The organism is Hoyosella levis (assembly GCF_026008515.1).
Lineage (GTDB): Bacteria > Actinomycetota > Actinomycetes > Mycobacteriales > Mycobacteriaceae > Lolliginicoccus > Lolliginicoccus levis.
In genome coordinates this window covers 146963-167664 of record NZ_BQYM01000004.1, presented here as the reverse complement: position 1 = coordinate 167664, position 20702 = coordinate 146963, and the positions used below count along the sequence as shown (strand labels likewise).

The following is a 20702-nucleotide window of genomic DNA, read 5'->3' as shown; positions in this document are numbered from 1 at the left end:
GAGGAAGGATGACCAGCGAGCTGCCCGCAGCAGTCCAGCAACTGATCGCCGCGACTGACTCTGGCGACCTCGAAGGGTTCCTCGGGAGCTATCCCGACGATGGCGTCGTGGACGACTGGGGCCGCGAGTAACCTTCCGCGCCACGACTGCAAACGCGATAGAAGCTGTGGGAAACCCCTGTTCAGCTTCTATCGCGTTTGGCGGTTTCTATCGCGTTTGCCGGCGGGCGCGGCGGCTCCACCGGCCTGCATGACCTACTCCTCGCCAGGGAAAGTCCCATCCACGTACAACCACTGCCCCTTCTCGCGGGTGAACCGGCTCCGCTCATGGAGGGAATGGCGCCGGCCGCCAGCGCGATATTCCGCGACGAACTCCACGACGCCGGTCGAATCCAGCAAGCTGCCCCGCTCGGTGCCGACGATGCTCAGTCCTAGCCATTCCTGTCCGGGATCGAGCTCGAGGCGCCGCGGCCTCGTCGTGGGATGCCATGTCCGCTGCAGGTATGCCACATCGCCCAGCACGAACGCGGTGTACCGCGAGCGCATCAACGCCTCTGCGGTTCCGGCCTTTCGTTCTCCGCTCAGCAGAGCGCCGCAGCACCCGTCGAGATCCTCGCCGCTGCCGCACGGGCATCGCGTGCTCATGACCACTCACTCATCCAGGCGAACTCATCACCGTCGCCGATCGCGTCACCAGGACGGTATTCGAGCGACACCCAGCCGTCGTAGCCGCCTGCTCGCAGGTCCTCCAGGTGCTCGCGCAACGGCACCGATCCCGTCCCCGGCGCGCCCCGGCCAGGTGCGTCGGCGATCTGCACATGCCGGATATCCGCCCGGTGCTTGTCGATCGCCGCGGGGATCTCTACCCCATTGGCAGCCCAGTGGTAGAGGTCCGCCAGCAATCCCGGCCGGATCCCCCAGGCAGAATCCACTTGGTCGATCAGCACCACCGCATCGCCGGGCGTGTGGATCGGGTAGCGTGGCGCGCCACTCAGCGGTTCCACCAGCACTGTCGCGCCGATCCGCTCGGCGGAGCGGGCCGCGAGGCCCAAATTCTCCACCGCTAGCTCGTCCTGCTCGATCGAGGAGAGCCCCTCCCGGCGATTGCCCGGCAGGGCGTTGAACCCCGTCGCGCCCAACTGCTCGCCAATGCCCACGACAACATCAACATTGTCCAGGAACTCCCGGCTGTGGCGCGGATCCGAGAGCAGCCCCCGCTCGCCCGCCGCGAGATCGCCCGCTGCGAAGTTCAATGTCGACAATCGCACTCCCGCATCGCGCACGGCGCTCACGAAGGCATCCACCTCCCGATCGGGCGGGCACGGTGAATCAAACGGCCACCAGAACTCCACTGCCTCGAAGCCCGACCGCCGCGCTGCGGCAGGGCGCTCGAGCAGGGGCAGATGCGTCAGCAGGATCGAGCAGTTGACAGTATAGGAATGCGCACTCATCGACGTTGATCCTAAAGGAGTCCACCGTGGCAACGACCGACGCGGCCCCGGACGCTGTTCCGGCCGCAGCAACCCCTGCAGTAGCGGTCGTCACCGGGGCCGGCAGCGGACTGGGTCGCGCTATCGCTCGCGAAATGCTCGACCACGGATACCGCGTCGCGCTCGCCGGACGCCATGCCGCCTCGCTCGACGAGGCCGGAGGGGGCCATCCCAACGCGCTCGCCATTCCCGCCGACGTGACTGACCCCGAGTCCGTTCGTTCCCTGTTCGCCGGGGTCATCGAAGCGTGGGGGAGGGTGGACGTGCTCGTCAACAACGCGGGAACGTTTGGGCCCGTCGGCAACCTCGACGAGATTGCGGTCGAGGACTGGACAGCCACGCTCACCACTAACGTCACTGGCTACTACCTGTGCGCGGCGGAAGCCATGCGCGCCATGAAGCAGCAGCCCGACGGTGGACGCATCATCAACAATGGCTCGATCTCCGCCCACGTCCCGCGCCCCGGCACCGCCGCCTATACGACCACCAAGCACGCCATCACGGGGCTCACGAAATCGATCTCGCTGGATGGCCGCCCCTTCAACATCGCGTGCGGGCAGATCGACATTGGCAATGCCGCGACCGATATGACCCACGGTTTCGCGGCTGGAGCCCGGCAGGCTGATGGCTCCATCAAGCAGGAACCCACCTTTGATGCTCGCCACGTCGCCGAGGCCGTCCGGCACATGGCAGACCTGCCCTTGAGCGCGAACGTGCAGTTCATGACGCTCATGGCGACGGCCATGCCTTACATCGGGCGCGGCTAGCTGCTCGTCGCCGGGGTCGTCGTCATCAGGCAGGGCCGCGGAGATTGCTCAGCGACTGGGTGGTGGGTCGCGGCGAGGTGGTGGGTCGCGCTCCTAGCCGATGAACCGCTGCAAGCGGGCCGACAATCGCGGCACTAGCTCGCCATCGGGGTTGATGCGCTCCTCCACGTATGCCAGATCGCCACCCTCGACGATCCCGTACAGGCGCTTCGCGCCGCCCATCAAGGCAGCCGACTGCGAACGAATGACCACATCGGTGGCAAGCTCCCATGACGACTGCGACAACGCCTCGCCGTAGTACAGCTCCACGACACCGGAGGCGTGGGTCAGCAGCAGCTCGATGACTTCCTCGCCATCGTGGTCGGCCACTCGCCAGAAACCGGACTCGCGCAGATCCGGGCCAACAAAGTTCTGCTCGTCATCGATCACCCACGTGCGCGAATCCCAAGCCAGGTACTCGCCGCCGTTGTGGGAAACGATGATCTCCTGGCCGAAGCGATAATCACCTGACTTGGGATGGTTGCCCTCGCCAGTGCCTCGCCACACACCCACTAGTGGGATGAGCGCCAGCAATGCATCGTTGAGGTTCTCGCCCTCGCGCAGGTTCGCGGTATCCGCGGGCAGGGGCAAGCCACCAAGCGACGGCACATTGCGCGCAGCCGTCTCCCGGGCGCGCTCCGCCGCGGCCTCGACCGCAGCGTTGCCGCTACCCGGCGCCGGCGCTATGCCGGAACCGTCTGCCTGCGCAGCGGCGCTCGGCCCAGCCGGGTCACGATCAGCTGGGTCGGGAGCGGCAGCGCCATCGCTCGGATTGTGCGCGCCACTCACTGCTTCTGCTCGTCCGTGACGAGGCGATACACCACGTACACGGAGAACCATGTGATCATCAAGCTGGACAGGACCAGGAGTGCCTCAAAGAAGTAAACCACCACGACTGAGATTGTATCCGCCCGCCTCGCGGCCAACCACACGGGGCGGCCGGAACGCCTGCGGTGCTAGGTCGTGCATGCCCGCGGCCCGTCCTCCGCAGCTGCCCCGGTGGAAACTTCTCCCGCTCCGAGGAGGAAAAGTCTCCACTGAGGGCGGCGAAACCAGTACCCAGAACCTTGGTCCCGCGACCATCACCCCACCCGCCAAGCCTCCGAAACAGCACACTGGCCCGGACCGTTCGTGACGGTCCGGGCCAGCGTTGGTGCCGGTATGGCCATCCTGGGATGGCTGCGCCGGTGGCTAGCGCGGTGGCCAGAGGGGCGCCCTGGCCACCGCGGGTGCTGCTATGCGCCGATGGTGATGTTTACCTCGTGGACGCCGTTGCTCTCGGGGGCCACGGTGGCCTGGCCGTTGCCGGCGTTGGAGAGGGCGCGGACGGTCCAGCTGCCGGGGGCGGCGAAGAAGCGGAAGTCTCCGCTGCCGGAGGCGACGACCTCGGCGGTGAACTCGCCGGTGGAGTCGAGGAGGCGGACGTAGGCGCCGCCTACCGCGGTGCCGTCCTGGCCGACGACCTTGCCGGTGATGACTGTTTCCTTCTCGGCGTCAACGCCGGAGGGCAGGTTGTGGCCCTGTACAGGTGCTCCGCACATTACTTTGCTGCTCCCAGTTCGATCGGTACGCCGACGAGAGAACCGTACTCGGTCCAGCTGCCGTCGTAGTTCTTGACATTGTCGTAGCCGAGGAGCTCGCGGAGCGCGAACCAGGTGTGGCTGGAGCGCTCGCCGATGCGGCAGTAGGCGATGATGTCCTTGCCGTCGTCGAGGCCCTCGGTCTTGTAGAGCTCGCGCAGCTCGTCGTCGCTCTTGAAGGTGCCGTCCTCGTTGGCGGCCTTGCTCCACGGCACGTTGATGGCGGTGGGGATGTGGCCGGCGCGCTGCGACTGCTCCTGCGGGAGGTGCGCGGGCGCGAGGATCTTGCCGGAGAACTCGTCGGGCGAGCGCACGTCGATGAGGTTCTTGCCACCGATGGCGTCGATGACCTCGTCGCGGAATGCGCGGATGGTGACATCCTGGGCCTGCGACTTGTAGTCGGTGGCCTCGCGGTTGGGGACCTCGGTCACGAGGGGGCGCCCGTCGAGCTCCCACTTCTTGCGGCCGCCGTCGAGGAGCTTGACGTCCTGGTGGCCGTAGAGCTTGAAGTACCAGTAGGCGTAGGCAGCGAACCAGTTGTTGTTGCCGCCGTAGAGGACGACGGTGTCGTCGTTGGCGATGCCCTTCTGCGACAGCAGCGCGTTGAACTGCTCCTGGTTGACGAAGTCGCGGCGTACGGGGTCCTGCAGGTCCTGCTTCCAGTCGATCTTGACGGCACCCTCGATGTGGCCGCCGTCGTAGGCCGAGGTGTCCTCGTCGACCTCAACGAGGACGATCTTGGGCTGGTTCAGGTTCTGCTCGGCCCAGTCAGCTGTGACCAGGACGTCGGAGCGAGCCATGGGTTTCCTTTCGTGAGGGGTGTGCGTGTGTGATTACGCTGCGGTGCCGCGCCCGGGGAGGGCGAGGCGAGCCGCGAGGGGGTAGATCTGGCAGCCGAGGCAGATGCCGAAGGCAGCGTTGAGGAATGCCGCGGCGAACGCGAAGCCAACGAGCACCTGCGCGGCGAGCAGAGCGCCCGCGAGGTAGGCAATGAGCCCGGCGGCGGCAAAGATGAGCCCAACGAACTGGGCGAACTGTACCGGTGCCGCGGGCTCGCGCTCGGTAACCGGGCCGAGGCGGGGCGCCACGATGCGGCTGAAGAGCATCCCGTAGGGGGAGTACCGGGGGCCGCGGGTGGCGCCGATGCCGAAGATGAGGGCCTGGGCGGCGAGAAGTGGCCACCAGTTGGTGGCGAGAACGAGGGCAAGGACGGCGGTAGTGATCCACGCGGCGAAGCGGGGACCACGCACGTCAATGCCGGGTGTGGTCTGGGTGAGTGCCATGGGGTCTGCTCCTGGTGTTGAGGTTCCCGCGCGTGGCACGGGGTCAACTATGGGCCTGGACGGGAATTCGTCTGGGCGTGGCGGAACAGCGACGCTCGCGCGTCACATGCTGTTCCGGCTCAGGAACAGAGACAACAACAGCTACCGAGGCGGCACAGGTCTACCGTGCGGCGTCGGGTGAGCATGAGCTCATGGTTGGTCTGCACGGTTCTCACCATACCGCGCTCTCTCGTTTTGTCAGCTTTCATGTCCACTTATTGAGACGAGTGCATCGGCGAGGGCTTCGCGTGTCGGCACTCCGGGAATGCGAAAGCGCTGGTGGCCATGGGTGTCGTAGAGCAGCGTGGTGGGCAGCGAGAGAATGCCGAGCTCCCGGCTGAGTCGCGGATGCGCGTCGATGTCGAGCTCGATGTGGGTGACATCCGGGAACTCGGGCAGCGTGCCCTCGATCACGCGGCGCACAGCGGCGCAGGGGCCGCACCAGTCGGCGGTGAAGTGCACGATGGTGGCATGGCCGGGAAGCACTCCGGCTTCGACGAGGCCCTCGTGGTGCGGCGCGCGGGAGAGGGTGCTGGGCGCGGCGGCGATGACGCTGCCATGACGGCGCTGCCAGAGCAGCCCGATGGCGGTGGCGATGGCAGTCGCGCTGCCGAGGATGATGAGCCCGGTCATGGCTGTCCTGCCCTGTCCGTGGCCCTGTCGTGGTCGAGGTCGAGCCTGACGTTCTCGGTGATGGCCTCGACGACGATGCGGCCGCCCTGCGGGTAGGCGTAGGCGGGTTCCTGGCTGAATGGCACCTCGGGAATGGTCATGGTCATCTCGAAGGAACGCAGGGCTTGCTCGCGCAATTCCTCGGGGATGGGGATATCGCGGTCGCGGTTGGGGCCGTTGTAGAAGCGCAGGGGCGCGATGGTGAGCACATTGCCCTCGAGGCGGAGGCGCGCTTCGACGGTGACGGGTTCCTCGTCGATCGATTCGGGTGGCGTGGCGGTGAGCATGACGGGGCGGAACCTGTTGATGACATCCTCGGTGGCGGCATCGAACGCGTCGATGAACGTGACGGGGAAGAAGGAGAGCCGCAGGTCAGGGAGATCGAATTGCCGCCCGAGCTCGGTCTGCCCCATGACGACCCGTCCGGTGAGCTCCTCGGCGGCGAGTGCGGTGATGCGCTGCTGGTACCAGCGGTCCGGGGTGATCCGCGCACCGGTCAGCGCTGCCTCCAGTGAGACACGCCCGGCGTAGTCGGTGGGCACATGCTCGACCTGGATGTCGATCTTGTCGTACTGGCCGGTGATGATCTGGGGGAGCACCGGGAAGCCCCGCAGGATCACCTGCGGATCGGAGTCGAGCTGAGCGCTATCGCGCAGCGCGCGGGAGATCCTGTGCTCGGCATATGCTGCGGTGCCGAGCTCGGCGATGATGGCAGCGGCGAGAAGGACGAGGACACCTAGGATCAACTTGCGCACTCCCCTATTGTTACTGACACCGGGCGGTAGAACGTCCGTACTGTGAGACTGACGCGTTAGTCTGTGTGGGTTCGAGCGACGCTCATGCCTTGCGGCGGGCAACCTCGGGCTGCTGGCTACCAGTGGAGATGAGGAAAGGGGACGGCGTGGAGCTGCTCTTGCTGACGGCCGATCCAAACCCGGAAGCGGTCCTGCCGTCCTTGGCTCTGCTGCCCCATACGGTCCGCCCCGCGGCGGCTGATGTGTCCTCCTTGCTGGAGACGAGCAACGCGGATGTGGCGCTGGTCGATGCGCGCAGCGACCTTGCCTCGGCGCGGGGGCTGTGCCGGATCCTCGCGAGCACCGGGGCCTCGGTACCAGTGATCGCGGTGCTCAACGAGGGCGGACTGGTCGCCGTCAGCTCCGATTGGGGAATCCAGGACATCCTCTTGCCCGGTACCGGCCCGGCGGAGCTGGATGCGCGCTTGCGGCTGCTGGTGGGCCGCACCACGATGCAGGCGCCCGAGGAGGAGACCGGACTGGTCACCCTGGGTGATCTGATCATCGACGAGGGCACCTACACCGCCCGGCTGCGGGGCAGGCCGCTCGACCTCACCTACAAGGAGTTCGAGCTCCTCAAGTACCTGGTGATCAACGCTGGCCGGGTGTTCACGCGCGCGCAGCTGCTCCAGGAAGTGTGGGGCTACGACTTCTTCGGCGGCACCCGCACCGTCGATGTGCATGTCCGGCGCCTGCGCGCCAAGCTCGGCGCCGAGTATGAATCGCTGATCGGCACCGTGCGCAACGTGGGCTACAAGGCCGTGCGACCGACCAAGGCGAGCAAGGCAACCCAGGAACCGGCCGCCAGGGATGCCGACGACGAGCTCGGCGTGACGGACGACGATTCGACGAACCAGGACCAGTGAGGTAGTGCCGCCGATGGAGATCGTGCCACTCGACAGCGACCGCGAGGCCGAGGTGGCCGCGTTGCTCGGCGCCGCGCGGGATCACGATCAGGCTAGCCCGGTCTCCGAACAGGGATTGCGGGCGCTCGCGGGGGAGATCGAGTCGCACAACGTCGGGGTTCTCGACGAGGGCAACCTGGTGGGGATCGCCACAGTGCGCTGGGAGAACGGCACGGCCAACGTCGAGCTCGCGGTGCATCCGGGGGAGCGGCGGCGGGGCGCGGGCAGCATGTTGCTCTCCGGCATTCGCGCGATCGCCGGAACTGGCGCGCAGGTGTGGTCCCACGGCGACCTGCCAGCGGCGCGTGCCATGGCGAAGGTCAGAGGACTGTCGCGGACCCGGGAGCTGTTGCAGATGCGCCGTCCGCTTGGCGAGGGCAGCACTCCCTTGCCCGCTCCAGCGCCGCTCGAGGGCGCACGGATCACCACCTATGCCGACAGCGCGACGAATGCTGGCGCACTGGACAGGGAGATCGTGCGGGTCAACAATGCGGCGTTCGCGTGGCATCCCGAGCAAGGCGGCTGGACGGTAGGCGATGTGGAAGAGCGCCGCGGCCTGCCGTGGTTCGACCCATACGGCCTGCTGCTCGCCTTTGGCGCGGACGACCACGACAGGCTGCTGGGGTTCCACTGGACGAAGATCCACCCGGCAGAGGGCGATGAGCCGAGGATGGGCGAGGTGTACATCGTCGGGGTGGATCCCGCGGCGCACGGTCGTGGCATCGGGCGCGCCCTGACCCTGGAAGGCATGCGCCACCTGCAGGAGCAGGGGCTCGCCACAGTGAGCCTCTATGTGGAGTCGGACAACAAGGCGGCTTTGCGCACGTACGAGCGGCTGGGCTTCGAGCGGGTCTTCACCGATGTGGCCTACACCCTCGGCTAGACCTGCTAGACGGAGTCCTCCGGGATCTTTCCCGTCACGAGGTAGATGACCTTGCGGGCAACCTCGACGGAGTGGTCAGCGAATCGCTCGTAGTAGCGCCCGAGCAGCGTGACATCGACGGCGGCGGCCACACCGTGCTTCCATTCGCGATCCATGAGCACGCTGAACAGATGACGGTGCAGGTCGTCCATGGCATCGTCCTCGTCGAGCAGCTGGAGGGCCTGCTCGGCATCGTGGTTCTCGAGCACCTCCGCCGCTCCCTTGGCGAGGTGCGCGGCCACGCGGCCCATCTCGGCGAAGTAGGCCTTGACCTCTTCCGGGAGTGCCTGCTTCGGGTGGCGCCGCCGGGTGATCTTCGCGACGTGGAGCGCGAGGCGGCCCATCCGGTCGAGGTCGTTGACGGCCTGGATGCCGGATACTACGGAGCGCAGGTCCCCGGCCACTGGCGCTTGGAGCGCAAGGAGCGCGAAGGCCTTCTCCTCGCACGAGGCTCGCATCGCATCAAGCTCGTCATGGTCGGAGATGACCTTCTCGGCGATCGCAAGATCGGCCTGCAGGAGTGCCTGCGTGGCCGATGCCATCGCCGCATCGGCCTGTCGGCACATCGTGGCGAGAGAGAGCGACAGGTCGGCGATCTTCTCGGTGTAGGCAGCTCGCATGGTGACTTAGCCTACGTTGCCAAGCGGGAATCGTCATTCGCGCGTGTTGAACGACGCGTGAATTCACGTGCAGGACAGGTCGCCGGCGTTGGTGACAGACAGATCCTCGGGGAGCGGCACATGCTGCACCACGGAGCCGTCCTCCATGATCGACACCTTTGTCCCAGGGCTGGCTGGTGCTGCCACCGAGGCATCGGAGTCGGTTCCCAGGATGATCTCGACGATGCTGCCGAGGCCGCGACGTTCCTGCAGCACCGCGCTGGGGAAGGAGGACGCGATGGTGGCGGCCTCGGCCTCGTTGCCCTCCGCATAGCGGATCACGGTCTGGTTGAGCACGCGCGGGTGGTCGCCCACGCTGTAGATCTGGAAGCCATGCCCCGCGAGAGCGCTCGCTGCGCTCCCGGCGATGCCAAGGGTTCGGGAACCGTTGGAGACCTGCACGCTCACCTGGCTAGGGTCTACCGCTTCGGCATCGCGTGGCTCGGCCTGCCCGGCGGCGGGAGGGGAGTCGCTGGACGAGCCGGGGGGCGCATCATTGGTGTTGTCGTCGCTGCTCGCCGCAGGAATCTCCTCGCCGGGCAAGGGCCAGTCGTAGATGATCGCGTCGAAGATGGCATCGATGTCGCGGTCGCGGGGGATCTCGTTCATCTGCTCGTTCGGGCCCGCGGTGGGAATTGTGAGGAACGTGACCTGTCCCGCGTCGACACCCTGCATGGAGCGGGCGAGCATCAGTAGTGATTCCGCGTCGACGTTCTCGACGAACGTGTGGCTGACGAACGCATCGATGAAGCTGTTGAGCTTGGTGGGATCGAGCAGGACGCGGCTGGAGAGGACCTCGCGGAGCAGCGAGGACAGCAGCACCTGCTGCCGGTGCATGCGGCCGTAGTCGTTGGTGCCCTCGGAGGGAACGTGGCGCGCGCGCACGTAGTCGAGGGCGGTTGGCCCGTTGATGACCTGGCGTCCCGCCTCGGGGATGATGAGCCCGAGCTCGTCGTCCCACATCGGCTGGGTGGCGCATACCTCGACACCGCCGATGGTGTCGACCATGTCCTGGAAGCCCGCGAAATCAATGCCGACGAAGCGGTTGATGTTCATTCCCGAGATCTGCTGGACTGCTTTGATCAGGCATTTCGGGCCGCCGGTGTAGTAGGCGTCGTTGAGCTTGACGTTGGGTTCCGGGGGGACGTAGTTCTCGGAGTAGGTGGCGGAATCGTTGTCGAAGCGCTGGCAGCGGGGGCGGGTGATGTTCAGGTCGCGCGGGAAGGAGACAGCGACGACGCGCCGCCGGTCAGCGGGGATGGTGACCAGCATGATCGTGTCCGATCGGGCACCTTCGTGCATCCAGCCGGTGCCGCCGATCTGCGCGTTGATGCCCGCGCGGCTATCGACACCCACCACGAGGAACGTCTCGTCGCCGGCCTGGTCATCCATGCCGCGCACGTCATCGGAGCCCATGTCCAGTGCTTCGATGACGGTGAGGTTGTTATTGGTGCTGCGGATGTAGTTCCACACCGTTCCGGTGAGGACGAGCGCGCTCAGCGACACGAGCGCGATCATGACGCGCGCAGCGATGAGGATGCGGGGATGCCGGTGCGCGACGGGGGAAGGCGGCATGACCACGCCGACCTGTCCTGCCGCGCGGGGCGTGCCGCTGCTAGGCGAATCGCTCACTCATCCATCCTCGGGTCCTGGTGCGCGCCACGGCCCCGGCCGTGGTGGGCCGGTCCGCGGGCAAAGTAGTTCCTACTAGAGTAAGCATGCACACCAGTGCACGCGCCATCATGGCAGTATCGATACCCCAATCCTGGGGGCTAGCGTGACGAATGGTGCGAGTGTTGCAGGATTGCTAGCCGCCGGAATGCATCATGTCCGCCCCCTCCGGGACCGCGCAATCATCGGGATCCTCCAGCCATCCCTCGGGCAGCATCACCTTTCCCGGTGATCCCTGCCGCCCCCGCGGGCCCTCCGCCGCAGCGGGGAACGGGACATCCGGGTCAAGCTCACTGAGCAGCGTTTTCAACTGGGCGAGGCTTTCCACGAGCGAGAGCGCCGACCGCAGGTCCGAGCCAGCGGGGAACCCCCGCAGGTACCACGCGATGTGCTTGCGCATCTCCCGCGTGCCCCGATGCTCGCCATGATGGTCCACGAGCAGCTCGGCGTGCCGCTGCATGATCTGCGCCACTTCGCCCAGCCGCGGTGGCTCGGGCACCGGATTGCCATTCAGCCGGGCGCTCAGCTCCGCGAACAGCCACGGCCGTCCCAGGCAGCCCCGGCCAACCACCACGCCGTCGCATCCCGTGACCGCCATCATCCGTTCGGCATCCTCCGCCGCGAAGATGTCGCCATTGCCAAGCACCGGGATCGTGGTGACGTGCTGCTTGAGGCGAGCGATCTCGTCCCAGTCCGCCACGCCCGAGTAGCGCTGCGCCGCCGTCCGGGCATGCAAAGCCACCGCGGCCGCGCCCTCGCCCTCCGCGATGCGCCCCGCATCAAGATGCGTGTGGTGGTCGGCATCGATGCCAATGCGGAACTTCACCGTCACCGGGATCGACGTTCCCTCGGTCGCCCGTACCGCGGCCGCCACGATCTGGCCGAACAGGTTGCGCTTGTACGGCAACGCCGCGCCACCGCCCTTGCGCGTCACCTTCGGCACGGGGCAGCCAAAGTTCATGTCGATGTGATCAGCGAGGTCCTCCTCGACGATCATCCGCGCCGCCTCATAGGTATAGCGCGGATCCACCGTGTAGAGCTGCAGCGAGCGTGGCGTCTCGGTCGGGCCGAAGGTCGTCATGTGCATCGTGGCCTCATTGCGCTCTACCAGGGCGCGCGCCGTGACCATCTCGCATACATACAGCCCCGCCGTGGACCCTGCCCGCGCCGTCTCGATCTCCCGGCAGAGCGTGCGGAACGCCACATTGGTGATACCGGCCATCGGGGCGAGCACCACGGGGCTGCCGAGCTCGAGGGACCCGATGCGCAACGGGGCGGGAGAAGTCTTGGATGCCACCATCGTGCTAGTTCTTGCCCCCACCGAGCAGGCCGCCCAGCACGCCGCCGAGCCCGCCCTGCGACTGCTGCCCGCTCAGCACGCTGCCCAGCATTCCACCGAGGCCACCCTTGCTGCCCATGTATTGCTTTGCCAGGTAGGCCATCACGATCGGCGCGATCATCGGCAGCACCTTCGCCACTAGTGATTCATCGCCACCGCCCGTGCCGTCAGCGCCATCAGCGAGCGCACGGATCGCTGTGTCCTTGTCCTCGCCGAGGATGCGGTCGACAATCTTCTCGCCATCGTCCGTATCGACCTCGTCGAGATTGATCTCGCGGTCCGCCAGGGTCGTGTCCCGGCCATCGAGCGCGCTGGCCAGGGAATCCGCGCCCTGCGAATCCTGCGCGTTGCGGTCGAGCCTGCCGAGCAGCGTGGGCAGGGCCTGCTTCACCACGCCCTCCGCGGTGGAATCATCCACTCCGAGCTTCTGGGCGATCTGGCTGATGGGGACCTGGCGGAGCAGATCGTCGAGCGCGGCCATGGCAGGGACCTTTCCTTGAAGCGGGCAATCACGTACGACGATAACCGCGCGGGGTGGGACCGGACCAGGATCCGGTCTCGGCGAGCGAGTGATCCAGCCGCGGGAGCGGGGCGATCGCTTTGCGGTTGTGCGCGCTTTCGCACCCGGTTTCGCGGGCTAGGGGGTGCATTCGGTAACACTTCCGGCGCGGTGCCCGCCCCACCCGGGATGGCCAGGCGGGGGAGTGATGTGCCCCCTCTCGGGCTCGAACCGAGGACCTGCGGATTAAAAGTCCGTAGCTCTACCAACTGAGCTAAAGGGGCATGTTCCGTGGGAACGCACCCATGCTAGCGAACGCGGCGGTTATTTAGCACACCGGCGGGGTGGTGCGCGGCGTGCATGGCATCCCGCCTCTTGAATACCCCCTGGGGTATTGCGCTATGCTGATGGCATGCCCCAGGGGGTTACGGATAGGAATCCCCGAGCGAATCCCACCACGAGGAGGCCAGGATGATCCTGGAGCAGTACTACATCGACTGCCTCTCGCACGCGTCGTACCTGATCGGCGACGAGAAGACCGGCAACGCTATCGTCGTCGACCCCCGGCGTGACATCACCGAGTACCTCACCGACGCCAAGGCCCACGGGCTGACCATCATCGGCATCATCAACACCCATTTCCACGCGGACTTCGTCTCCGGCCACCTCGAGCTCGTCGAAGCCACCGGCGCATGGATCGGCTTCGGCCACCGCGCCGACACCGAGTACCCCATCAAGCGGCTCCACCACGGCGAGCGCCTCAGCCTCGGCGACGTCGGCATCGAGATCCTCGAGACGCCCGGCCACACCTGGGAATCCATCAGCCTTCTTGTCCGCGAGACCGCGCAAGCCAGCCCCACGGCCGTGCTCACCGGAGACTCCCTGTTCATCGGCGACGTCGGTCGGCCCGACCTCGCCAATCTCGGCGATGGCAGCAACACCGACCTCGCCCGTGCCATGTACAGCACCATCCACAACGTCCTGCTGACCCTGCCCGATGACGTCATCGTCATGCCTGCCCACGGCGCGGGCTCCTCGTGCGGGAAGAACCTCTCCACCGAGCTCACCTCCACCATTGGCGAGCAGCGCCGCACCAATCTGTCCGTACAGCCCATGAGCGAGGGCGCCTTCGTCGCGCTCATCACTGATGGCCAGCCCGCGGTGCCCGGCTACTTCCTCACCGACGCTGAGCTCAACCGCCGCAACCGCGCCCTGCTCGCCCAGGACCGCCACGTCCCCGCGATCACCGCCGCGTACGTCGCCCAGCATCTCGACAACGGAGGAGTGGTCCTCGACGCCCGCTCGCCCGACGATTTCGCGGACGGCCACGTCCGCGGCTCCGTCAACGTCGGGTTCGATGGCCGCTTCGCCGAGACCGGCGGCATGGTCGCCGGGCCGCAGGACGACATCATCGTCATCACCTACCCGGGCGAGGAGCAGGACGCGGCGATGCGCCTCTCCCGCATCGGCTACGACAACGTCATCGGCTACCTCGCCGTGAGCGGCACCAGCTTCCCCGCCGCGCTCGCTGGACGTGTGGCGCCCGCGCCCCGCTACACGGTGGAGGAACTCGCCACGAGCCTCGACGCGGTGACTCTCGTGGACATCCGCAATCCCGGCGAGCGCGAGGGCGGCTACATCGAGGGCTCCGTCCACATCCCGCTCGCCCAGCTCGACGCGCGTCTCGGTGAGCTGCCCGCGGGCAAGCCCATCGTCGTGCACTGCGCCGGGGGGTGGCGCTCCAGCGTCGCCGCCAGCCTGCTGCGCGCCCGCGGGATCGGCGGAGCGAGCGACCTCGTGGGTGGCTACAACGCCTGGCTCGCGGAGCACGCGGCGGTGTAGGTGCGCGGCCCGCTCCGATCGTGAGGATCCACCCACGTACAGCGTGGCCAGGCTTTCACGATCGGGGCTAGCGCGGCCGAGTGCGCAACAATGGGCCGATGAGCCGCCAGTCCCGCCGCAGCCAGGGCCCCAGCCAGGCAGCCCGCCGCCAGGATTCCCGCAGCCAGGCCAGCCGCGTTCCCGCAGCGCCCGGCCAGGATCCGTGGGCTACTGGTGTGCTACCCGTCGACTCGGGCACCTGCGAGCTCGTGGCGGAGGGCGAGGGCGGCTGGGTGCTGTACGTGAATGGGGCGCCAAGCTCGTTCATCTCCCCGGGCGATCCCCGCCGCCTCGGCTTTGGCTACATGCACTGGATCGCGGCCGCTATCGAATGCCAGCGGCCGGGCGACGGCGCGGGATTGCGGGTGCTGCATCTCGGCGGGGGCGCGTGCACGTTGCCGCGATATGTGGCAGAGGTGCTGCCGGGCGCGCGGCAGCTCGTGGTGGAGATCGACGCGGAGCTCGCGCGGCTGGCGCGGGAGTGGTCGGACCTGCCGCGGGCGCCACGGTTGCGGATCCGGGTGGGGGAGGCCCGCGAGGTGGTGGAGGGGCTCTCGCCGGGCACGAGGGATGTGATCGTGCGGGATGTCTTCGCGGGCGACGAGACGCCGCGAGCGCTGACGACGACGGGCTTCCTCGATGGGGTGCGTCGGGTGCTCCCTCCGGGCGGGACGTACGCGGTCAATTGCGGGGCGCTGAGGGGGCTGCGCGAGGCGCGGGAGGAGGTGGCGACCCTGCTCGCCCGCTTCGGCCATGTCCTGATCGTCGGTGATCAAGCCACGCTGAAGGGACGTCGACCAGGGAACGTCGTGGTGGTAGCCAGCGATGCGCCGATCGATGCGGTGGCACTGGGGGCGAGGCTGCGCGGTGGGGCGGACGCAGCGGTGGTGCTGGACGGGGACGCGGTCGTGGAGTTCCGCAAGGGTGCGCAGCCCCGGGAGGATCCCGCGCCCGGGTTGCTATCGGAATAGCCCGATGATGACGTCGCCGAGGATCACGGCGGCGAGCACGAGGACGAGGTAGGAGAACCAGCGCTGGAGCTGGCGGGCACTGATGCGGTGGGCAACGCGTTGCGCGGCGAGCGAGCCAACGATGGCGGTGGCGGCGAAGACGGCTGTGATGGTCCAGTCGAGCTCAACGGTTCCGAGGTGGGAGGCGAGCCCGGCGAGCGAGTTGGCGATGATGATGAGCAGTGATGTCCCGACCGCGATGGACATGGGCAGGCCGAGGAGCAGGACGAGCGCGGGGACGATGAGGAATCCGCCGCCCACCCCGAACATGCCAGTGAGCACGCCGACAGCGAGCCCGGCAGGGATGGACCGGGAGGAGCAGCGCTTCCAGTTGATGTGGGGTGGCCCGCCGCCTTCCTCGGTGACGGCGCACGCGGTTCCGGTGTGGTCGGGGCTGTGGAGCATGCGGTACGCGGCGAGGATCATGATGGCGGCGAATCCGGCAAGGAGCACGTCCTCGGGGATTGCGCGGCCGATCCAGCCGCCGAGCAGTGCGGCGGGCACACCCGTGGCGGCGAAGATGCCCGCCAGGCGCCAGTTGACTGCGCGGAGGCGAGGGAGGACTCCGGTTGCCGAGGCGAGCGCGACGACGATGAGGGAGAGCGGCACCGCTTGGTGGATGGGCATGCCGACGACGTAGACGAGGGCGGGCACGGCAAGGATGGCGCCGCCCCCGCCGAGGAGGCCGAGGAGGATGCCGATGGCGATACCGAGAATGGCAACGGTGATGGTGGTGGCCATGCTTGCTCCCGTCCTGCCGCCAGTGAATCGTGCTTGGCCCAGGATATACCCTATGGGGTATCAAGGGCCATGGCGCGGGGCGCGCCTGGCTCCACGAACCATCATGCGCCCATCGCGCGGAGCTGCGCGCCGCCTTTGCCCGCCTAGGCGATCGTCTGCATCCACCAGTGAAGGGCAGGGCGCGGATCCGAAGGTGTTGCGGGGGTGTGATTACCAGCGGAAACGAAAACTGACCACGCGTTTTGTGTTTTCTCCAAGTTCTGTCCTATGCTAGTCCCGCTCCCAACGGAAACCTGTTGGGGATGCCGGCCAGGAAACTGGCAGGCCCCCTTCGTCTAGAGGCCTAGGACGCCGCCCTTTCAAGGCGGTAACGCGGGTTCGAATCCCGTAGGGGGTACGCTCTCCTAGGTCTTGGCGTAGTAGAGTAACGATGCATGGCCCTGTGGCGCAGTTGGTTAGCGCGCCGCCCTGTCACGGCGGAGGTCGCGGGTTCGAGTCCCGTCAGGGTCGCAAGTCCAGTAATGGGCATGTTTTCATCGCCGGGAACGGCGTTGATCCGGCCAGGTAGCTCAGTTGGTACGAGCGTCCGCCTGAAAAGCGGAAGGTCGCCGGTTCGATCCCGGCCTTGGCCACATTAAGTCCCCCAGGTTCAACCTGGGGGATTTTTTGTATCCCGGGGACGTGCGGCTCCTTCGCCTGCCCGTGCGAGGCCGCCACCCGGCGGCGGTGGGTGCTCGCGCCCGGCCAGTGGAAACTATTCCCGCGAGCGGGGGGAGAAGTTTCCACCAGGACGAGGATGTCGGCCAGCGGGCTAATGGACGATCAGCCGCCGCCGAGATGGTCGGCAGCCGCCGACAGGGGTTTCCTTCAAGCGAGCCCACCAAGCCACCCGGTATGCGTCTGGCGATTCGGGGCCCTAGATCGTAGTGTTTGGGGAATGAGTGGATGGTCTTCGGCGGAGATGGGCGGCCAGGCGGGCCGCACGGTGATCGTGACGGGCGCCAATAGCGGACTGGGCGCGGTGACTACTCGCGAGCTCGCGGCGAAGGGCGCCTCGGTGGTGATGGCGTGCCGCGATACCGCGAAGGGCGAGCAGGCGCGGGAGGCCATCGTCAAGGATCATCCTGATGCGGACCTGGAAGTGCGCGCGCTCGATCTCGCGGACCTGAGCTCGATCTACGAGTTCGCGAAGGACGTCTCGACGTTCGACGTGCTGATCAACAACGCGGGCGTGATGGCCGTGCCGAAGTCGCGCACCAAGGATGGCTTCGAGATGCAGTTCGGCACGAACCATCTGGGGCATTTCGCGCTGACGGGCTTGCTGCTGGGCCGCATCCGCGATCGGGTGGTGACGGTCTCGAGCATGGCGCACACCCTCGGCTCCATCGATTTCGATGACCTGAACTGGGAGAAGCGGAACTATCAGCGGTGGCGCGCGTACGGGCAGTCGAAGCTGGCCAACCTGCTGTTCACCTATGAGCTGCAGCGTCGTCTCGCGGATGCTGGCTCGCCGGTACGGTCGGTGGCCGCGCATCCGGGCTATGCGTCGACGAACCTGCAATCGCACACCCAGTCGGTGCAGGACAAGCTGATGGGCATCACCAATCTTGTCCTGGCGCAGAGTGCCTACGCGGGCGCCCAGCCGAGCTTGTACGCCGCGACGGCTCCGTCGATTCCCGGTGGCAGCTTCGTGGGGCCGGGTGGCTTCCGGGGCATGCGGGGGGCTCCTGTGCTGGCGAGATCGAATCGTCATTCGCGTGATGTTGCGGTAGCTGGTCGGCTTTGGGAAGAATCCGAAGCACTCACTGGTGTGGTGTACGACATTCGTCAGCGCCGTTGACGTAGTGGGGGCATTGGGCTAGGCACAAGAACAGTCTCGCGCTGCAGTGCGTCGGCCCAGGCAGGACTAGCCCAGAGAGGCGCGGGCAGGACAGGCGCGGGCAGGGTTGGCCCAGCCAATATGGGCAGGCTAGGCACGGCACGAGACTGGGACTGGGGGTGGGCATCCTGAGCGCGGCAGCACGCATGCTTCCCACTGGCTTCTCGGTACGTCTCGATAGCAAGGTGCGCATCGTCGATGATGGGTGCGTGCTGCTCGCTCCCTGGGGTACGGTGCTGCGCTTGTCCATCGCGCAGGCAGCTTGCCTCGACGACGGGGTTGTCGAGGTCGTGGACGAGGCTTCCTCGAAGCTGGCGCGCATGCTGCTCGACGAGCAGTTCGCGCATCCGCGCCCGCTGAAGGGACCGGGGCGCGCCGATCTGACGGTGGTGATCCCGGCGCGCGGCGATGCTGATGCGGTGCGCGAGGTAGTCGCGAGCCTCGGTGGGGTAGCGGTGATCGTGGTCGATGACTGCACGGACGTCCCTATCGAGTGCGCGCGCGCCACGGTGATCCGGCATGACCGTGCGTTCGGCCTGGCAGAGGCGCGGAACACCGGATTGCGCGCGGCGCGCACGCCGTACGTGGCATTCCTGGATCCGGGGGTGGCACCGGATGCGCTGTGGATCGAGGCGACCCTGGCGCACTTCGCGGACCCCGATGTGGCGATGGTGGTGCCGCGAGTGCTGCCGCTGCCGGGCCGCAAGCGCTGGATCGAGCAGTATGAATCGATGCGTCCGGCGATGGACCCGGGGCGGCGCGAGTGCGACCTCAATACCCGGCGCTGGGACTACAGCGTGCCAACGACGGCCCTGGTGGTGCGGCGCGATGCGGCGGTGAAGGTGGGGGGCTTCGATGGAGCATTCCCGGCTTTCAACGCGACGGACCTGTGCGTGCGGCTCGGTCGCGCGGGCTGGCGGGCACGGTTCGATCCGGTGGCGGTAGTGCGCGCTTCGGCCCCCTCGTCGATGGTGCCGTGGCTGCAGATGCGGGCGGCCACCGGCTACGGCTCGGCGCGGCTATATGTGACGAAGTCGAGCCCGGAGCGCATCGCTGCGGTGGCGCGCTCGTGGTTCGTGCTGGGCCTGACCCTGTTGCTGGCGGGCGCCCGGCGGGCGGCACTGGTGTCCGCCGTGGTGAGCGTGGTGCACACCGTCCGGCTGGCGCGGGCGATCCCGGTGGATGAGCGTCCGTTGTGGACGGCGATGTCGATGAGCGCGCTGGGCCTCAGCGGGATGGCGCAACGCTGCGCGGTCCTGATGCTGCGCAACGTCTGGCCTGTGACGATGCTGGCGGTGGTGCTGTTCCCGCGGGCCCGCCGGGTAGTGCTGGCGGTGATGATGGCGGAGGGCGTGGCTGATTGGCTGGCGCGCCGAGATGTGCCGGACCGCATCGATATGGCCCGGTTCGTGGTGCTGCGCCGTCTTGATGATGTGGCGTTCGGCTGGGGATTGTGGCGCGGCCTGCTCGAGGTGCGCTACGGGGATTCGTCCTCCTCGAGCACGGGCTGGAAGGCGCGTGGCGTGGCTCCGGTCCATCTCCTGAACGCGCGGCGGAACGCGCTGGGCTCGGAGAACCCGAGCGCGGTGGCGATCTGATCGGTCGTGTCGCCGCGGCGCAGCCGGGCGAGCGCGGCCTCGCGCAATACCTCGTCGCGGATGCGGTTGGCGGTGGTGCCCTCGCGGTGCAGGAGCCGGCGCAGGTGTGATTCGCTGAGCGCGAGCTTGGAAGCGATCTGCTCGTTGCTGGGCAGCTCGTGCAGTGGCGAGCGTTGCAGCATCCGGAGCACCTGCGTCGTGCGGGGCGTGTTCCCGGCTGGTTCGGTGAACAGCCTGGCGGGCGCGGTGCGGAGGAACTCGAGGAGGGATTGCTCGGTCTGCACGATGGGGGCGTGGAGCGCGCGGGGCTCGAACACGATGGCCGCGGTGGGTGCGCCGAGCGTGGGTGTCACGCCGAAGAGCGCCCGGTAGAAGGTGGGCGCGTAATCGTCGCGCGCGGGGTAGGGCAGCGCGACGCGGGCCGGGGCGATGGGGTGGTCGATCAGCCAGGCAGCGAAGCGATGGATCAGCAGGAACGCGAGCTCGATGAGCAGCTGGGTGGCCTCGTCGGGGTGGTGGCCGCGCAGGTCGAGAGTGATGGCTCCGGTGGCGTTGTCGATGCTGAACGTGATGGGGGTCATGGCGGGCAGCGCGGGCAGCGAGGAGATCATCCGGGCGAGCGCGTGCCCGAGGTCGGGGGAGTGGATGAGCGCGAGCGTGACGAGGCGAAAGGTGCCGCGGGGGACGGGGGCGGCTCCGAGGCCGCCGAGCTCATCGTTGGTCAGTGCCCAGACGGCTTGGGTGAAGGCGGATGCCTCGCCGGGCTTGATGGCGGGGCCGCTCGCGTCGAGGGCAGCGAGGGGTATGCGTGCGGCATCGAGGGCAGGGCGGAGGTCGATGCCGCGGGTATCGGCGGCGTGCACGGTGCGCCGGACGTATTCGGTGGGGATGCGATGCGGCATGGTCCTCCCACCCTATGCGATCGTTTCGGTCAT

Annotated in this window: 21 protein-coding genes, 4 tRNA genes and 1 pseudogene; 11 read left to right on the top strand and 15 right to left on the bottom strand. The window is 67.5% G+C overall.

Annotated elements, in window-relative coordinates; genetic code table 11:
- Window positions 1-8: 8 nt before the first annotated feature.
- Window positions 9-131 (top strand): nuclear transport factor 2 family protein, encoded by a 123-nt coding sequence (locus tag QC765_RS06145; RefSeq protein WP_278313547.1) that lies wholly within the window; start codon window positions 9-11, stop codon window positions 129-131.
- A 123-nt stretch (window positions 132-254) separates the two neighbouring features.
- Here QC765_RS06145 and QC765_RS06140 read toward each other — a convergent pair whose 3' ends face one another.
- Window positions 255-644, bottom strand: a complete 390-nt coding sequence (locus tag QC765_RS06140; protein WP_278313546.1) for a YchJ family protein — start codon at window positions 642-644, stop codon at window positions 255-257.
- Window positions 641-1450 (bottom strand): hydroxypyruvate isomerase family protein, encoded by an 810-nt coding sequence (locus tag QC765_RS06135; RefSeq protein WP_278313545.1) that lies wholly within the window; start codon window positions 1448-1450, stop codon window positions 641-643. The genes QC765_RS06140 and QC765_RS06135 overlap by 4 nt, the downstream gene beginning before the upstream one ends.
- Window positions 1451-1476: 26 nt before the next feature.
- Here QC765_RS06135 and QC765_RS06130 point away from each other — a divergent pair, with 26 nt between their 5' ends.
- Complete coding sequence (locus QC765_RS06130; protein ID WP_278313544.1) at window positions 1477-2256, top strand: SDR family oxidoreductase; 780 nt, start codon at window positions 1477-1479, stop codon at window positions 2254-2256.
- A 93-nt stretch (window positions 2257-2349) separates the two neighbouring features.
- On the opposite strand, the gene QC765_RS06125 is transcribed toward QC765_RS06130, so the two are convergent.
- The 6 genes from QC765_RS06125 to QC765_RS06100 all read right to left on the bottom strand — a co-directional run bounded on the left by QC765_RS06125 (window position 2350) and on the right by QC765_RS06100 (window position 6624).
- Window positions 2350-2982, bottom strand: a complete 633-nt coding sequence (locus QC765_RS06125) for a heme-binding beta-barrel domain-containing protein (RefSeq protein WP_278313654.1) — start codon at window positions 2980-2982, stop codon at window positions 2350-2352.
- A 548-nt stretch (window positions 2983-3530) separates the two neighbouring features.
- Window positions 3531-3836, bottom strand: coding sequence for a DUF1416 domain-containing protein (locus QC765_RS06120; RefSeq protein ID WP_278313543.1), 306 nt, complete (start codon window positions 3834-3836; stop codon window positions 3531-3533).
- Window positions 3836-4675 carry a sulfurtransferase gene (locus QC765_RS06115; protein WP_278313542.1) on the bottom strand — a complete coding sequence of 280 codons (840 nt, stop codon included), beginning with the start codon at window positions 4673-4675 and terminating at the stop codon, window positions 3836-3838. Before QC765_RS06115 ends, QC765_RS06120 begins: the two co-directional genes overlap by 1 nt.
- A 33-nt stretch (window positions 4676-4708) precedes the next feature.
- Window positions 4709-5158: a DUF4395 domain-containing protein gene (locus QC765_RS06110; protein ID WP_278313541.1), complete on the bottom strand. Its 450-nt coding sequence runs from the start codon at window positions 5156-5158 to the stop codon at window positions 4709-4711.
- Between the two features lie 237 nt (window positions 5159-5395).
- Window positions 5396-5830 carry a thioredoxin family protein gene (locus QC765_RS06105; protein ID WP_278313540.1) on the bottom strand — a complete coding sequence of 145 codons (435 nt, stop codon included), beginning with the start codon at window positions 5828-5830 and terminating at the stop codon, window positions 5396-5398.
- Complete coding sequence (locus tag QC765_RS06100; RefSeq protein WP_278313539.1) at window positions 5827-6624, bottom strand: LmeA family phospholipid-binding protein; 798 nt, start codon at window positions 6622-6624, stop codon at window positions 5827-5829. The genes QC765_RS06105 and QC765_RS06100 overlap by 4 nt, the downstream gene beginning before the upstream one ends.
- 146 nt (window positions 6625-6770) lie before the next feature.
- Between QC765_RS06100 and QC765_RS06095 the strand changes: the two genes are divergently transcribed.
- Both QC765_RS06095 and mshD read left to right on the top strand, forming a co-directional pair.
- On the top strand, window positions 6771-7529 hold the full coding sequence (locus QC765_RS06095; protein WP_278313538.1) for a winged helix-turn-helix transcriptional regulator: 759 nt from the start codon (window positions 6771-6773) through the stop codon (window positions 7527-7529).
- A 13-nt stretch (window positions 7530-7542) separates the two neighbouring features.
- Window positions 7543-8451, top strand: coding sequence for a mycothiol synthase (gene mshD, locus QC765_RS06090; RefSeq protein WP_278313537.1), 909 nt, complete (start codon window positions 7543-7545; stop codon window positions 8449-8451).
- A gap of 5 nt (window positions 8452-8456) precedes the next feature.
- Here the strand turns inward: mshD and phoU are convergent, their stop codons facing one another.
- The 5 genes from phoU to QC765_RS06065 form a co-directional block, all read right to left on the bottom strand.
- The gene (phoU, locus tag QC765_RS06085) at window positions 8457-9110 is read right to left on the bottom strand and encodes a phosphate signaling complex protein PhoU (protein ID WP_149361613.1); all 654 of its coding nucleotides are present in this window, start codon (window positions 9108-9110) and stop codon (window positions 8457-8459) included.
- A gap of 63 nt (window positions 9111-9173) precedes the next feature.
- On the bottom strand, window positions 9174-10781 hold the full coding sequence (locus QC765_RS06080; RefSeq protein ID WP_278313536.1) for an LCP family protein: 1608 nt from the start codon (window positions 10779-10781) through the stop codon (window positions 9174-9176).
- Between the two features lie 175 nt (window positions 10782-10956).
- Window positions 10957-12120 (bottom strand): tRNA dihydrouridine synthase DusB, encoded by a 1164-nt coding sequence (dusB, locus tag QC765_RS06075; RefSeq protein WP_278313535.1) that lies wholly within the window; start codon window positions 12118-12120, stop codon window positions 10957-10959.
- Between the two features lie 4 nt (window positions 12121-12124).
- Window positions 12125-12640 carry a DUF937 domain-containing protein gene (locus tag QC765_RS06070; RefSeq protein ID WP_278313534.1) on the bottom strand — a complete coding sequence of 172 codons (516 nt, stop codon included), beginning with the start codon at window positions 12638-12640 and terminating at the stop codon, window positions 12125-12127.
- A 229-nt stretch (window positions 12641-12869) separates the two neighbouring features.
- Window positions 12870-12942, bottom strand: a tRNA-Lys gene (locus QC765_RS06065).
- 187 nt (window positions 12943-13129) lie between these two features.
- Between QC765_RS06065 and QC765_RS06060 the strand changes: the two genes are divergently transcribed.
- Window positions 13130-14500 carry an MBL fold metallo-hydrolase gene (locus tag QC765_RS06060; protein ID WP_278313533.1) on the top strand — a complete coding sequence of 457 codons (1371 nt, stop codon included), beginning with the start codon at window positions 13130-13132 and terminating at the stop codon, window positions 14498-14500.
- A 98-nt stretch (window positions 14501-14598) separates the two neighbouring features.
- Window positions 14599-15510 (top strand): spermidine synthase, encoded by a 912-nt coding sequence (locus tag QC765_RS06055; protein WP_278313532.1) that lies wholly within the window; start codon window positions 14599-14601, stop codon window positions 15508-15510.
- Here QC765_RS06055 and QC765_RS06050 read toward each other — a convergent pair.
- The gene (locus QC765_RS06050; protein WP_278313531.1) at window positions 15499-16290 is read right to left on the bottom strand and encodes a sulfite exporter TauE/SafE family protein; all 792 of its coding nucleotides are present in this window, start codon (window positions 16288-16290) and stop codon (window positions 15499-15501) included. The genes QC765_RS06055 and QC765_RS06050 overlap by 12 nt on opposite strands.
- A 324-nt stretch (window positions 16291-16614) precedes the next feature.
- On the opposite strand from QC765_RS06050, the gene QC765_RS06045 reads away from it, so the two are divergent.
- The 5 genes and pseudogenes from QC765_RS06045 to mftF form a co-directional block, all read left to right on the top strand.
- Window positions 16615-16687, top strand: a tRNA-Glu gene (locus tag QC765_RS06045).
- Window positions 16688-16726: 39 nt separating this feature from the next.
- Window positions 16727-16800: transfer RNA gene (locus QC765_RS06040), tRNA-Asp, on the top strand.
- A 48-nt stretch (window positions 16801-16848) separates the two neighbouring features.
- Window positions 16849-16922: transfer RNA gene (locus tag QC765_RS06035), tRNA-Phe, on the top strand.
- A gap of 305 nt (window positions 16923-17227) precedes the next feature.
- A complete protein-coding gene (locus QC765_RS06030) occupies window positions 17228-18130 on the top strand; it encodes an oxidoreductase (RefSeq protein ID WP_278313530.1) in 903 nt (300 codons plus the stop codon).
- A gap of 185 nt (window positions 18131-18315) precedes the next feature.
- Window positions 18316-19635 (top strand): annotated as a pseudogene (mftF, locus tag QC765_RS06025) (mycofactocin biosynthesis glycosyltransferase MftF); the annotation flags it as partial.
- Window positions 19636-19646: 11 nt separating this feature from the next.
- Here mftF and QC765_RS06020 read toward each other — a convergent pair.
- Window positions 19647-20669 carry an AraC family transcriptional regulator gene (locus tag QC765_RS06020; protein WP_278313529.1) on the bottom strand — a complete coding sequence of 341 codons (1023 nt, stop codon included), beginning with the start codon at window positions 20667-20669 and terminating at the stop codon, window positions 19647-19649.
- Between the last annotated feature and the right edge of the window lie 33 nt (window positions 20670-20702).